This is a genomic window from Olleya aquimaris (assembly GCF_003259525.1).
Taxonomy (GTDB): domain Bacteria; phylum Bacteroidota; class Bacteroidia; order Flavobacteriales; family Flavobacteriaceae; genus Olleya; species Olleya aquimaris.
Genome location: NZ_QLLO01000002.1, coordinates 80,504 through 96,077, shown reverse-complemented (window position 1 = coordinate 96,077; position 15,574 = coordinate 80,504). Strand labels below are relative to the sequence as shown.

Below are 15,574 nucleotides of genomic sequence, written 5' to 3'. Positions count from 1 at the left end.
GTTAAAACATTAACTTTTTAATGTTTTCCATATAACCTCGACTAACCCTTACCACATCGCCATTAAGCATAGTTACATCGTAGCTTTTAGTATATTTATTAAGCTCTTTAACCTTGTTTAAGTTAATTATTGAAGAACGATGGACTCTAATAAATATAGTGTTATTCAATTTTTCTTCTAATGTAGAAATTCCATAATTACTTAAATACGTTTTGTTATCAACTATTATTTTAGAATAATCGCCATATGCTTCAATCTTTACGACATCTTCCAAAGCAATAGTTACCAGTTTATTTTGGCTTTGCACTAAAATTCGTTCTGGTGATTTAGCTGTCTCTAGCAACAAACTTTCTGCTAAGGGTCTAGCTTTGTTTGTGTCTATACTTTTGTTAGATTTTTCTACAGCTACTTTAAAACGATCTTTGGTATAGGGTTTTAAAAGATAGTCTATAGCATGTACTTCAAATGCTTTTAAAGCATATTGATCATAAGCTGTAGAGAAAATAATTTGAGGTAATTCTTCTAAATGAGTTAGCACATCAAAACCTGTAATACCTGGCATTTGGATGTCTAAAAAAACTAAATCTGGTTTAAATTCATTAATAATCTTTACCGCATCTACACCATTATTAGCTTCACCTAACAACACTAAATCAGGAAAATCTTCAAGATACTCTTTAATTAACTGTCTACCAGCAGCTTCGTCGTCTACGATAATTACTTTTCTCATATTTCAAAACTGATTGTTAATCCTTTAGGATTATTATTTGTTAGTTTTAATGTGGTATTATACATTTTTTCTAAACGTAATCTAGTATTGGTTAAACCTATACCTTTATTAAAAACAGCTTCTTTATTGTCAAGGCCAATTCCAGTGTCAGAAATTTCAAATGCTAGTTGATTATTTTTTTTCTTTATAGAAATAGTTATTGTACCTCCTTCAATTAAAGACGATAATCCATGCTTTATTGAGTTTTCTACTAAGGGTTGTAATAACATTGGAGGTATTAATTCACTTTTAATAGCTTCATCTACTTCAATAGTAACATGAAGTCTATCCTGAAAACGTTCTTTTTCTAAAGCTAAATACTTTTGGATAAACTCTAGCTCTTCTTGTATGGTTACTTTTTCAACTTGAGATGCTTTAAGTTGGTATCTAAACAAGTCCGATAACTCTGCAATCATATGTCGCGTTTTTTCGTTTTCAGCTGGTACAGATGCACTAATGGTGTTAAAAATATTATATAAAAAATGTGGATTTAATTGTGCTTTTATAGCAGACAATTCGCTTTTTAAAGCAGCAGTTTTTAACTCGCCTTCAATTTTTAATTTTTGTTGGTTTTCTTTAAAGTAGCGATAGGCAAAAAAACAACCAAACTGAATCATCATAAATAGTGATGGAATATACCAATCCCAAACTGCGCCTACGCCTCCTAAGTGCCAAATACCAATACTGTCAAGGAAAACATATCTAAATTCTCTAATAATAAATACAATAATGGGAATTAATAGTAATACAACACTTATTTGAATTATAGTTTTCTTGCGTTTTAAAAGGTTAACACCAATAAACCAAATAAATATCGATGCTATAAAATAAAAAACGTACTGCATACCAGACATGTACCAATAGTCTCTAAGTTTAGCCCATCCCCAAAAACCTTCTAACTCGTAATTATTTGCACTATACCATAATACAATTCTGTACAAAATTGAAAAGAAGAGATAGAATAGAAAAATTATTATAATTTCTGTTTTGGTTATTTTTTTCATTTTAAAAGTTTATTCAAATTTAAAAATACACTTTAATAATTAATACTAGTTATCGCTGAGTGGTCCTATTTCAAGTTTATTTGACCTAACCCATTTAACTGCATATAGGTCAATTAATCGTTTATGAATTACCAAACATTATTTTTCTCTTAATATTTGCAACAACAAACACAAGTATCATGAAAAATGTATTATTAATATTGTCCGTATCACTTATAAACTTAACAGTTTTAGCACAACAAGGTATAAAGGGAAAAGTAGTTGACGACCAATCATTGCCAATACCTGCAACTGTTGTAACTGTTTATACTTTAAATAAGGAAAAATTTGTAAAAGCAGATATTACAGAAGATAATGGAACCTTCAATATTCTTAACATAAAAAATGGAACATACATTATTGAAATTACCAGCTTAGGGTTTAAAACCTATCTATCAGAAAGTTTTAAAATTGAAAATAATATTAAAGACTTTAACTCTATAGTTATGTCAACAGACACAGAGACTTTAGATGAAGTAGTCATAGAAGCAGAAAAACCAATGGTACAAGTTTTAGCAGATAAAACAGTATTTAACGTACAAAACACAATAAGTGCTACTGGAGATTCTGGGTTTGAGTTACTACGCAAAGCACCAGGCGTGTTAATTGATAACAACGATTCTATAATTGTTGAAGGTAAAGCAGGTGTACTGGTTTATATAGACGATAAACCTTCGGTTTTAAGAGGAGAAGATTTAGTAAATTATCTAAAAACAATCCAAGCTACAGATATTGATGCTATTGAAATTATAACACAACCATCATCTAAATACGATGCAGAGGGAAATGCTGGTATTATCAATATTAAATTTAAAAGAGATAAAAGTCTAGGAACAAATGGTAGTATTTCTAGCGGAATAACCTATGGTGATTTTGGTAGATACAACACATCTGTATCTTTTAATAATAGAAATAAAAAAACAAGCATTTATGGTTCTTTTAGTAATAGTTTTGGTGATAGTTTTGGATTTATAAACCTATATCGCACACAAAACAACACCATTTTTGATGCTAAAACAGAAAGCGTTTATGGCAACAATAGCAATAATGCAAGGATTGGTTTTGATTACTATGTCAATAAAAAATCTACCTTTGGCGTCATAGTTACAGGTAATTTTAGTAATAATGACAACGTATCTAATTCCAGAACTCCTATTACACCTCAGGATAGCCAAACACCAACAGAAGTATTAGTGGCAGGTAGTTTTACAGATATTAAGTCCTCTAATTTATATTCTAATTTTAACTACAGATTTAAAACCGAAAAAGATTTATCAATTAATATTGATGTAGATTTTGGTAAATATGGAAACGACAGAACCAACCTGCAACCTAACCAATATTTTAATGGTGATGAAACTCAATTAATAAGTGAAACCATTAACTACATGATTACACCAATAGACATTAATATATTTACCACTAAAGTTGATTTTGAAACCTCGCTTTTAAAAGGTAAAATAGGTGTTGGTGTTAAGTACTCTAAAATAAACACAAACAATCAATTTGATTTTTATAATAGAATAAATGGACAAGATATTTTAAACGAAGATCGCACAAATGATTTTAACTATGACGAACGTATCAATGCTGCTTATTTTAATTATAACAAAAGTTTTGAAAAATTAAATGTTCAACTAGGAATGCGTATTGAGCAAACACTATCTGATGGTATTTTAACCAGTGAGCAAAACACAGAAAACGATAGAGTAAAAAGAAACTACACCAATTGGTTTCCAAGTGGTGGAATTACCTATCAGATCAATCAAAAAAATAGTTTAGCCTTAACCTACAGCAAGCGTATAGCAAGACCAAATTACAGAAGTCTTAATCCGTTTGAATACAATATAGATGAGTTGTCTTTTAGTAAAGGAAACCCTTTTTTACAACCACAATACACAGATAATCTTAAATTATCGCACACTTTTAATTACAGATTAAATACTTCTATTAGCTACAGTTTTGTAAAAGATTTTTCGGCACAAGTTACAGAAGCAGTTGGTGAAGATAAAAATTTCTTGACCTCAAGAAACGTAGCCAATCAAAAGGTAATTAATCTAGGAATTTCATATCCTACTAAATTTAATGATTGGTGGAGTATTTACTTTAGTGCCAATGCATATAAAAGTATTTACGAAGCTACAAATCCTGATTTTATCTCTACAGAGCAAAATACGTTAAGTGTCTATGCTCAAAACACTTTTACACTGCCAAAAGGCTTTAAAGCAGAAGTTTCAGGTTGGTACAGCTCTCCATCTGTTTGGGGAGGAACGTATCAAACTAAAAGCTTAGGTTCGTTAAATTTAGCTATTCAAAAAAAGTTTTTAGACGATAAACTCACTGCAAGATTAGCCTTTAATGATGTACTTTTTACTTCGCCTTGGCGTGGTGACACCCAATTTGGAGATTTAGTTATCTTAGGAAATGGCGGTGGAGATAGTAGGCAAATTAGATTTAACTTATCTTACAATTTTGGTAGAGATGATGTAAAAAAAGCCAGAGATAGAAATACAGGTCTTGAAGACGAAAAAAACAGAATTTAGTAATCAAAATTAAAAAAGGGAAGCTAGTGCTTCCCTTTGTTTTTAAATCCCACTAATAAAACTTCCGTAAGGATCTTTAAATTGTAATCCTTCTGTAAATCTGTATTTATTTAGCTGCTTATACTCCACTAAAGCCCAAAGCACAAACTCTTTTACAAAATAACTTTCTTGTTTTGATAATTTAGGTTGAAACTCTCCTAACAAATCGTCTAATGGTGATACTGCATCTAATAAAGCTTTGTATTCTTTATCACGTAAATCATCTAGTAACTCAAAACCCTCAGAGTTATTAAAAAACCAAGACACAATATCGTCATACGGACTTTCATCTTCTTGCTTTTTCAGCTTTTCTATCTTCGGAAAAAATTCTGGAAATAAACTTTTTACTGCTTCACCAATTAAATTATAAGCCACTTGTGCTGCACCTTCTTGCTCACCTTCATACACTAACTCTACTTTACCAGTTATGGCTGGAATAATTCCTAAAAAGTCAGATAATCTAACCGTTGTAGTTGTGTCTCCTGCTTTTAAACTACGTAATTCTGCTGTGCTTAATAAATTCTCGTAAGCAGTAATACTTAAACGCGCACTAACACCACTTTTTTCGTCTATAAAGTCGCTTTCTCTTGCTTCAAATACAATTTGCTCCAATAAATCTTTGGCCAATTCTGGTACATGAATACTATCTTTTTGACGTGCATCAGACTTTGCCTCTTGTTGCGTAATAATTTTTGCAGTTTCGATATCTGTTGGGTAATGCGTTAGTATTTGTGAGCCAATTCTATCTTTTAAAGGCGTTACAATGCTTCCTCTGTTGGTATAATCTTCAGGATTTGCAGTAAAAATAAACTGTATATCTAATGGCAATCGTAATTTAAAGCCTCTAATTTGGATATCGCCTTCTTGTAAAATATTAAATAACGCCACTTGTATTCTGGCTTGTAAATCTGGCAACTCATTAATTACAAAAATGCAACGATTTGCACGCGGAATCATTCCGTAATGGATAACTCTGTCGTCTGCATAACTCAGTTTTAAATTAGCAGCTTTTATTGGGTCTACATCACCAATAATATCGGCAACAGTAACATCAGGAGTTGCTAATTTTTCGGCAAAACGTTCGCTTCTGTGTAACCAAGATATAGGAGTTTTATCTCCTTTTTCTTTAATCAATTCTATTGAATAACGAGAGATAGGTTGTAATGGGTCGTCATTAATTTCGGAACCATCAACAACAGGAATATACTCGTCTAATAAATTAAGCATTAAACGTGCTAATCGTGTTTTGGCTTGGCCACGTAATCCTAAAAAGTTAATATTATGACGTGATAAAATAGCACGTTCCAACTCCGGAATTACCGTGTTTTCATAACCATGAACGCCTTCAAAAACGGTGGTTTTACTTTTTATTTTTTCTATTAAATTATCTCTTAATTCATCTTTAATAGATTTGCTTTGGTATCCAGCTTTTTTTAAATCTCCTAAAGTTTTTATTTCTTTTGTATTCATATATTTTTTCTTTTGAGACATCTCGACTGCGCTCGATGTGACATTTTGTTTTAATTGTTCAAAAAATTATTCATTAGAGTGAAAATAACTTTTCACTTTTCACTTTTCACTTTTCACTAACCTCTATCTTTTAATTCGTTTTTTTCTATTAGTTTCATAATCTTCAAAAATCATTTCGCCTAATCCTTTTAATCCTGTGTAAAAAGCTTTTCCTTGATTGGCATGCGTAAATTCTTCTACAAATTGCATTAAATATGGATCTTGAGCAATCATAAATGTCGTAATAGGAATATGTAATTTTCTGGCTTGTTGTGCCTGTGCATAACACTTGTTTGTGATGTATGGGTTTAATCCATTACTGTCTTTATAATAGGTTCCATCTGGTAAGCGTAAACAACTTGGTTTACCATCGGTTATCATAAATATTTGCTTATTGGTATTACGTTTGCGTCGTAATAAATCCATTGCTAATTGTAAGCCTGCAACAGTATTGGTGTGATATGGTCCAACGTTTAAATAGGGTAAATCTTTAATTTTAATTGGCCAAGCATCGTTACCAAAAACAAGAATATCCAACGTGTCTTTTGGATAGCGTGTGGTAATCAATTCGGCTAAAGCCATAGCTACTTTTTTAGCTGGAGTAATTCTATCTTCGCCATACAAAATCATACTGTGACTAATGTCTATCATTAACACGGTACTCATTTGCGATTTGTGTGTGGTTTCTTCAACCACTAAATCATCTTCAGTTAAATTAAAATCGCCAATACCATGATTAATTTGTGCATTACGTAAGCTTTCGGTCATAGACACTTTATCTAAAGCATCACCAAATTGATAGTTTCTAAACTCTCCTGTATGCTCGTCTCCTATGCCAATGCCTTTACTTTTATGATTTCCAGAACCACTTCGTTTGATATTTCCAAAAATTTGATCCAAAGCAGATTGTCTTATGGCACGTTCTGTTTTTGCTGTTATGGCATTTCCTTTTTTACCATCTGGTCTAATTTCTTCTCTTATGTAACCTTTAGCTTTTAAGTCTTCAATAAAATCTTCAATGGTATAATCAGGCGTGGTTAAATTGTATTCTTTATCTAACTCTCGTAACCAATCTATAGCTTCATCAAAATCTCCTGAAGTATGTGTAATTAACTCTTTAAAGACATCAAAGAGTTTTTCAAAGGGTGTTTGTGAAGGTGCAGAATAAGGTTTAAAAACAAACCCTTTTCTATTTATGTTTTCTTTTTTCATGCACTATAAAAATACGATAAATTCAACTCAAAATTATCGCCTTAACAGCTTTTTAAGATTTTGTTGCTTAACTTTATGCAAACTAATTTACCAAAAATGAAAAAATTATCCCTTTTATTATTTGTATTTATCTCAATTTCAGGTTTTTCGCAAGAATTCTCAATGGATTTAGTCAAAAACATGACACCTAGAAACATTGGTCCTGGCGGAATGTCTGGTCGTGTAACAAGCATTGACGTGGTCCATAGCAACCCAGATATTATGTATGTAGGTACTGCTTCTGGTGGTTTATGGAAATCGACCTCGGGTGGAATTAAATGGGACCCTATTTTTGATAAAGAAGCAACAGCATCTATTGGTGCTGTCGCGATCCAACAATCTAACCCAAGTGTTATTTGGGTAGGAACAGGTGAAGGTAACCCAAGAAACAGTCTAAATGGAGGTTATGGTATTTACAAATCGTTAGATGCTGGAAAAACTTGGACGTTAATGGGATTAGAAAAAACAAGACATATCCATCGTGTGATAGTTGATCCTACTAATCCAAATATAGTTTACGCTGCTGCAATTGGTAGTCCTTGGGGAGAACACCCAGAACGAGGTGTATTTAAAACAACCGATGGTGGAAAAACATGGAAAAAAATCCTATTTGCAAATAATAAAACAGGAGCTGCAGATTTGGTTATGGATCCAACAAATCCAAACAAATTAATTGCTACCCTTTGGGAACATAAGCGTGACCCATGGTTTTTTAAATCTGGAGGAGCAGGTTCTGGATTACACATTACCCATGATGGTGGCGAAAACTGGACAAAAATAACAGACAAAGAAGGCTTTCCTAAAGGTGAATTAGGTCGCATTGGTGTTGCTATAGCAAGAAACAAACCGAATATTATTTATGCTTTAGTTGAAGCGAAAAAAAATGCGCTTTACAGAAGTGAAGATGGTGGTTTTAATTGGAAAAAAGTAAACGACAAATCTGACATTGGAAACAGACCGTTTTACTATTCTGAAATTTACGTTGATCCACAAAACGAAAACCGAGTGTATTCTATTTACACCTACGTAAACGTTAGTGAAGATGGTGGTAAAAACTTCAAACAATTAATGCCTGCTTATGGAGTAAGTAATGGTGTACATCCAGATCATCATGCATGGTGGATACATCCTACCAATGGAAACTTTATGATAGATGGTAATGATGGTGGAATGAATATTACTAAAGATGGTGGCAAAAATTGGCGTTTTATTGGCAATTTACCAGTAGCCCAGTTTTATCATATAAATGTGGATAACGAGTATCCATACAATGTTTATGGTGGTATGCAAGATAATGGATCTTGGAGAGGTCCTGCTTATGTTTGGCGTGCTCAAGGCATACGCAATAGCTATTGGCAAGAAATTAGCTTTGGTGACGGGTTTGATGTGGTGCCAGATAAAGACGACTCACGCTATGGTTGGACCATGAGCCAACAAGGGTTTGTAAGCCGATACGATTGGCAAACAGGTAATAATTATGGTGTAAAGCCAACGCATCCAGATAAAGATGTTGTGTTACGTTTTAATTGGAACAGTGCTATTAATATAGATCCTTTTGATAATAGTACTATATATTTTGGAAGTCAGTTTGTACACAAATCAACTGACAAAGGGTTGACTTGGGAAGTGATTTCTCCAGATTTAACGACTAATGACCCTGAAAAACTAAAACAGCATGAAAGTGGTGGAATTACAATGGATGCAACAGGTGCAGAAAACCATTGTACAATTTTAGTCATCGAACCTTCTCCAGTAGAAAAAGATGTCCTATGGATTGGTACAGACGATGGTAAAGTGCATATCACAAAAAATGGAGGACAGACTTATGAGGATGTTTCTAATAATTTAAGAGGATTACCAAAAGGAAGTTGGATTCCGCAGATAAAAGCTAGTAATAAAAATAAAGGTGAAGCTTTACTAATTGCTAACGATTATAGACGTTTTAATTACACACCTTATGCATATCGCACTAAAAACTATGGAAAAACATGGGAACGTATTGTAGATGAAAACGATGTTAAAAGTTACACACTTGCAATTGTAGAAGATTTAGAAGAACCCAACCTACTATTTTTAGGTACAGATGATGGTTTGTATATTTCTGTAGATGCTGGTAATAAATGGACTAAGTGGACAGAAGGCTTCCCAACCACTTCGGTAAAAGATTTAGTGATTCATCCACGTGAGCACGATTTAGTGATAGGTACTTTTGGACGTGCTGCATGGGTTTTGGATGATATAAGACCGTTACGCGCAATTGCAAAAAACAAACAACTTCTCAATAATAAAATAAAACTCTTCTCTCCTCCTACTGCTTACCAAGCAGCTTACCAACAACCAACAGGAAGTCGTTTTGGAGCTGACGCTATGTTTAATGGCGAAAACAGAAGTGGTGATGCACAATTCACTTATTTTGTTAATCCTGTTACATCAACTCAAGCAGAACAGGAAAAAGACAATAAAGAAGACAATGAAGATGAAGCAGAAAACGAAGACAACACAAACAAAGTGAAATGGGATTCTATTACACTTAAAATTTATGATGGTGATCGCTTAATACGTACATTAAAACAAAAAGTACCTAAAGAAAAAGGGTTGCATAAATGGACTTGGAGAATGGATGAAAAAGGTGGAGACAGACCGTCTAGAACTATTAGAAAACGTAAATCCGAACCGTCTGGAGTTTCTGTAAAACCAGGCAATTATAGAGCTGTTCTAGAATATGGTGACCAAACGGATGAAACCATTATTACAGTATCATCAGACCCTAGACTTGATGTTTCTTCTCAAAACACAGAAGAAGTTTATGCTGCATTAAAAGAGATTGAAAATATGCGTCAAATAGCTGCAGATGCCACTAAACAACTTGTAGAGAACAAAAATTTAGCAGAAAAATACAAAAAGGAACTAACCGATTTAGATAAAGAAAAATATAAGTCAGAAATAAAAGCATCAAAAGACATTATTAAAGAAATAAATAACATTATTGATGTTTTTGTGGGTAAAGAAGATAAACGTCAAGGTATTACAAAAACTTTAGACATAAGCATTAATGATAGATTAGGTGCTGCATCATGGTATGTTGGTTCTAGACAAAATGGTTTAACAACTACCGAAAAAACATTAATACAGCATGCTAAAACAGATTTAAATGCAGCTTTGGAGAAAACTAATAGCTTTTTTAATGAAACCTTTAAACCTTATATTCAAACAATCAATAACATTAACATGACTAAACCAATTGACGAGATTAAAATGTTTAAGTTAGAATAACATGAAAAGCATCCCTTTTGAAGTTACTTTAGCGGATCAATACAGTGTAATTATTCCTGAAAAACATGTGCAACCGTTTGTTGACAAAAAATTGAGTCGTGTTAAAATCAAAGCTAGTTTTAATGAACAATCCATAGAGTATCATGCAGCACTCAAAAAAGAAAAAACAGGGTTAGTACGCACCTATTTTAGCAAAGCAAAACAAAAAGAATTAGGGATTTTTGTTAATGACTATTTTACAATACAATTATTTGAGGACCAGTCTAAATATGGTGTTGAGATGCCTGAATCTTTAGATGCTGTATTATTAAGTGATTATGAGGCTTTTCAGATTTTTGAAAGCTTTACACCTGGTAAACAACGCAGTATTATTTATGCCATTAAGCGCATCAAAAACGTACAAACGCAAGTGGATAAATCTATTATAATGACAGACAATCTTAAAAGAGGAATTACTGACTTAAAACTTTTATTTAAAAATTAATTAACAGCAAGTAATTTGCAAAAGCATAATTATCTGCTTAACTTTCTACTTTAACCAAAAAACAATGACAATGAAAAAAATAAACTTAATAGTATTAGCACTTACATTAGTATTAGCGGTAAGTTGTAAAAAAGATAAAACAGCACCTGAAACAGAAAAAACCTTTGCTGAAACTGCTAAAAAAGTGAAAGTAAAATTAGAATCTAAAAGCGGTAGTAATGTTACAGGAAATGTTGTGTTTTATGAAACTGAAGATGGTAAAGTAGAATTTCATGCGATGGTTAGTGGATTAGAACCAGGCACACATGCCATACACATTCATGAGAAAGCAGATTGCTCTTCGGATGATGGAAAATCTACTGGTGGACACTGGAATCCAACAGGAGCGCCTCACGGAGAATGGGGAAGTTCTAAAGGCTTTCATAAAGGTGATATAGGTAACTTAGAAGCAAACGAAAAAGGTCAAGCTGTAAAGATACTTACTACAGACCAATGGTGTATTGGTTGTGGTGACAAAAACAAAGACATTTTAGGAAAAGCAATTATAGTACATGAGGGAATAGACGACTTTACTACCCAACCTACAGGTGATGCTGGAGGGCGAGTGAGTTGTGGAGGTATAATTGAATAAGCATGCCTAAATAATATAAATCAATCGCTTAATAGCGATTTTTTTATATAAATTATTAATACATTAGTACAACATAAACTATATATGGATTTAGACACTTTAGTAGTACAATTTAAAAACAAAGACGAAAAAGCTTTTGAAAAGCTTTACAACATGTATAAAGACAGTATGCATGGTGTTATATACAACATTGTTAGAGATAACGATATAGCAGAAGAAGTTATGCAAGATGTGTTTATTAAAGCTTGGCATAAATCCGATAGTTATGATGTAAAAAAAGGACGTTTTTTTACGTGGTTAATTAACATATCCAGAAATGCAGCGATAGATAAAACCAGATCTAAGTCCTTTAAAAATTCAGGTAAAAACCTAAACTCCGATTATTTCGTAGATATCATACAATCAGAAGATAGTTTAGACGACTCGACAGATGCAATTGGCATTAAAAAGTTTGTCAATAAACTAGCTAAAAAATGTATAGAAGTTATTGAGCTATTATACTTTAAAGGTTTCACACAAAAGGAAGCTTCAGAAGCATTAGATATGCCAATAGGTACTATAAAAACAAGAAATAGAAATTGTATAAAAGAATTAAGAGAAGCGGTATTATAAGATGAACATTAACGACTACATAAACTCAGGGATACTAGAACTTTACGTTGCTGGTAAGCTATCTGAAAAAGAAAACCAAGAGGTGTATGACTTGATGTTAAAACACCCTGAAGTATTAAAAGAAGTATTAGAAATTGAAGCTGCATTAGTTAAATTAACTGCTAGTGTTGCTCCTAAAAAGGATATTGACTTTAATACCATAAAAGGAAGATTAAATACTAACGATACAGATGGTAAAGTAATTAGCCTAAACAAACCAAAAACTAAATGGTTTAGTTATACAGGTTGGGCTGCAGCAGTAGTTTTAGCTGGAGGTTTACTTTGGACTTTAAATCAAAATTCTGAATTAGAAAACCAAATACAAACGGTAACTACAGAAAAAGATTTTATAGAAATCCAAATGGAAACGTCTAAAACAGATTTAGCTGAAACTAAAAACCTGTTAAACATTATTAGAGACAAATCCATTATTAACATTCCATTAGAAGGTCAAGCAGCTGCTCCTGGAGCTTATGCGACTGTTTATTGGGATAAAAATGATGATACAGTCTATTTAGATTTACAAGGTTTACCAGAACCACCAGAAGGTAAAGTATACCAAGTGTGGTCTTTAACTTTAAATCCGCTTACTCCTACTAGTTTAGGGACTATAGACGAATTTATACAAGACGATAACAAGATCTTTAAGTTAGAAAACACCAACGAGTCTCAAGCATTTGGTATTACTTTAGAACCAGCTGGAGGAAGTGTTTCTCCAACATTAGAGCAATTATATACTCTAGGTGCTTTAGCGTCTAACTAGAACAAATAGGTTATAAATAATAAAAAAGACACCAATAGGTGTCTTTTTTTATGTCTTTATGTTATCTAATTATAAGGTAGTTATTAGCTAATTTGCTGCTATTCTTCATCTGTATTCCATCCATATACTTTTAATATATCGTATATAAAATCAGCTTATCTTCTTTCATTTCACCTACAATTTATTAAGACAACTACCATTGACTATAAAATAAGAAAGTGCTTGAATTAATATCCAAGCACTTTCAAAACAAACTAACAAAAAACAAACCTTACTTTTTCATAGCATTTAACGTATTGTTAGTTGCACTACTAATCAATTATTTATCCCCTAAACTGATAGTCACAAATACTTACGTAATTTTTACTAGTAAGGTTTTATTTTATTTAAAACGAATAACTTAATGTTGTTTTAAAATTAAAAGGTGTACCAGGTGTAAAATGAATTTCTTCTACTGGTTGTGCCTCATTTTGTAATCTAGATTCGGTTAAAAACTGAGTTTCTTTCCAATCTGTATCCAATACATTTTCAATAACAACACCTAATTTCCAGTGTTTATTAAAATTGTAATTAATATTTAAATCGGTAACAAAATAGCCTTCTGCTACTACGCTATTATCTTCATTTGCTGGTCTATTATCTACATATCTGTAATTAATTCCTCCAGAAAAATTATTAATGTCTTTAAATGCTAATCCGCCAACCAGAGTAAAATCTGGTGCTAAGGGTATGTAATTATTACCTTTTTCTGCTTCCAAGCTTCTTGCTTTAGTTAATGTCGCATCTGTATTAAAATAGATGTTGTCTGTAAGTTGATATCTAATACCAAAATCAATTCCGTAACGTTCAGATTTTCCGCTAGGTTCAATAATCCCAGCATCTCCTACGTACACAAATTCTTCTTCAGAAAACAAATACCATAACGCAGTATTTAGCACCAATTTATTGGTAGGTTTCCAAATATTTCCTATATCTACACCATACGCTTTAGGCAATGCATTATCTATATTTTGGTTTAGCACAACTCTAGAATCGTTAGAATGAAATCCAATACCAGATTTAATAAACCATTGTAAATTTTCATTTTGATTGTATTGAATAGATAGTTTTGGTAGTAATGCCACTTCGCTATCTGTTAAATTACTATAGGTTTCGCTTAACAGATCTTGATACTGAAACTTTATATACTCTAAACGTAAAGCTGGAGTAATTTTTACCTTACCTAAATCTATTTCGGCATTAAAAAAACCATATAAATTACGTTGATTAACATTACCTAACTGAATATTTTCTAATGTTGTTTTTCTATTTAATGTGTGTGATAATTCTATATCATTTACATCGTCATAACGTAATCCTAAACCAGAAGTGTAAGTCACATCAAAACTGTTGTAATAAAAATCTTTTTTAAACTGTGTATTAAAACCAAAGATGTTACGGTCTTCTTTTTGTCTAATTTGGTCTCCATTTACAGGGTCTTCCAGAAAAAAAGTAAAGTTGGAATACAATTCAAAATTATAATTAGAGTAAAACGCATTAGACTGTACTGCTATATCGTTATCTAAAAGGGTATTGTATTGCACATTAAAATTTGTACGACTAGTATAACCTCCTTCTGTATCATCCACTGCACCAAAATTGGTTAATGTACCATCATTCACCAATCGTTGTGGGATTTGTCCCGAAGCATCCCATTGACTAGTAAAATGACTTAGGGTTAAACCAATTTTAGAATTGTTATTTATAAATGCGTTGTATTTACCAAATACATTAAGTCTGCTAAAGTTTTGAGGCGACTCGAAAGGTCCATCGGTTTCAATATACTCTACTGCTACATAGGCATTTTGAGAATTTTTATTGTCTATAAGATTAAATAAACCTAATGTTCTAAGCGAATTAAATTGTCCTGCAGAAAAACTAATTAAATTGTCTTGCAGCTTGTCTTTAGTTTTAAAATCTACAAAACCTGCAGTAGTAAAATCACCATGATTAGCATAATAAGGTCCTTTTCCAAAACTAATATTATTAATAGTTTCTGGAATTAAAAAATGTAAATCGCTGTAACCTTGACCATGTGCGTGAGACACCATATTTACTGGCATACCGTCTACAATCAAACTAACATCTGTACCATGATCTACGTCAAATCCTCTTAAAAATAATTGTTCGGCTTTACCACCTCCAGCATGCTGACCAATGATTAAACCTGGAACTTTTCTTAATATTTCTTGTGAAGAATTTATTGGACTGGTCTCTAAATCTATTTTTACAATACTGTTTAAAACATCTATTGGTTCTGTTAATACTAACTCGTCTAAAACAAATGCTTTAGATTCTAGATTTATAATTAAAGTGTTTTGTAAAGCAGCTTCAGTTAAAACTAGGGTAGTTTTTTGATAACCCAATAGACCCACAGTTAGGCTATCTCCTAAATTGGTATTATTTATAATAAATTGTCCTAATTGATTTGTATGCGCGTGTTCTTTAGAGTTTTCGTTATACACATAAGCTGTTTCTAACGGTTGGTTATTATCCATAACATAACCCTTTACAGATTGTGCATGGGTTGACACAACAAGACACACCAATCCTATTAAAGTGAAAATCTTTTTCATAAT

The 15,574-nt window shown here is 32.2% G+C and carries 11 protein-coding genes; 6 read left to right on the top strand and 5 right to left on the bottom strand.

Translation table 11 applies throughout. The annotated features are described in order from the left end of the window. Window position 1: 1 nt before the first annotated feature. Both LY08_RS03150 and LY08_RS03145 read right to left on the bottom strand, forming a co-directional pair. Window positions 2-730, bottom strand: coding sequence for a LytR/AlgR family response regulator transcription factor (locus LY08_RS03150; protein ID WP_111658990.1), 729 nt, complete (start codon window positions 728-730; stop codon window positions 2-4). Next, on the bottom strand, window positions 727-1,773 hold the full coding sequence (locus LY08_RS03145) for a sensor histidine kinase (RefSeq protein ID WP_111658989.1): 1,047 nt from the start codon (window positions 1,771-1,773) through the stop codon (window positions 727-729). The genes LY08_RS03150 and LY08_RS03145 overlap by 4 nt, the downstream gene beginning before the upstream one ends. Window positions 1,774-1,952: 179 nt before the next feature. Between LY08_RS03145 and LY08_RS03140 the strand changes: the two genes are divergently transcribed. Continuing rightward, complete coding sequence (locus LY08_RS03140) at window positions 1,953-4,355, top strand: TonB-dependent receptor domain-containing protein (protein WP_211305914.1); 2,403 nt, start codon at window positions 1,953-1,955, stop codon at window positions 4,353-4,355. A 42-nt stretch (window positions 4,356-4,397) separates the two neighbouring features. On the opposite strand, the gene LY08_RS03135 is transcribed toward LY08_RS03140, so the two are convergent. Beyond that, the gene (locus LY08_RS03135) at window positions 4,398-5,864 is read right to left on the bottom strand and encodes a MoxR family ATPase (protein ID WP_111659323.1); all 1,467 of its coding nucleotides are present in this window, start codon (window positions 5,862-5,864) and stop codon (window positions 4,398-4,400) included. 123 nt (window positions 5,865-5,987) lie between these two features. Next, window positions 5,988-7,115, bottom strand: a complete 1,128-nt coding sequence (locus LY08_RS03130) for a vWA domain-containing protein (RefSeq protein ID WP_111658987.1) — start codon at window positions 7,113-7,115, stop codon at window positions 5,988-5,990. A 96-nt stretch (window positions 7,116-7,211) separates the two neighbouring features. On the opposite strand from LY08_RS03130, the gene LY08_RS03125 reads away from it, so the two are divergent. The 5 genes from LY08_RS03125 to LY08_RS03105 all read left to right on the top strand — a co-directional run bounded on the left by LY08_RS03125 (window position 7,212) and on the right by LY08_RS03105 (window position 12,956). Next, window positions 7,212-10,427, top strand: coding sequence for a VPS10 domain-containing protein (locus LY08_RS03125; protein ID WP_111659322.1), 3,216 nt, complete (start codon window positions 7,212-7,214; stop codon window positions 10,425-10,427). Between the two features lies 1 nt (window position 10,428). Next, a complete protein-coding gene (locus LY08_RS03120; RefSeq protein WP_111658986.1) occupies window positions 10,429-10,911 on the top strand; it encodes a YdeI/OmpD-associated family protein in 483 nt (160 codons plus the stop codon). A 70-nt stretch (window positions 10,912-10,981) separates the two neighbouring features. Beyond that, window positions 10,982-11,542: a superoxide dismutase family protein gene (locus LY08_RS03115; protein ID WP_111658985.1), complete on the top strand. Its 561-nt coding sequence runs from the start codon at window positions 10,982-10,984 to the stop codon at window positions 11,540-11,542. 84 nt (window positions 11,543-11,626) lie between these two features. Continuing rightward, the gene (locus LY08_RS03110; RefSeq protein ID WP_111658984.1) at window positions 11,627-12,154 is read left to right on the top strand and encodes an RNA polymerase sigma factor; all 528 of its coding nucleotides are present in this window, start codon (window positions 11,627-11,629) and stop codon (window positions 12,152-12,154) included. Between the two features lies 1 nt (window position 12,155). Continuing rightward, complete coding sequence (locus LY08_RS03105) at window positions 12,156-12,956, top strand: anti-sigma factor (RefSeq protein WP_111658983.1); 801 nt, start codon at window positions 12,156-12,158, stop codon at window positions 12,954-12,956. A gap of 386 nt (window positions 12,957-13,342) precedes the next feature. Here the strand turns inward: LY08_RS03105 and LY08_RS03100 are convergent, their stop codons facing one another. Further along, window positions 13,343-15,571, bottom strand: coding sequence for a TonB-dependent receptor (locus tag LY08_RS03100; protein WP_111658982.1), 2,229 nt, complete (start codon window positions 15,569-15,571; stop codon window positions 13,343-13,345). Window positions 15,572-15,574: the final 3 nt, after the last annotated feature.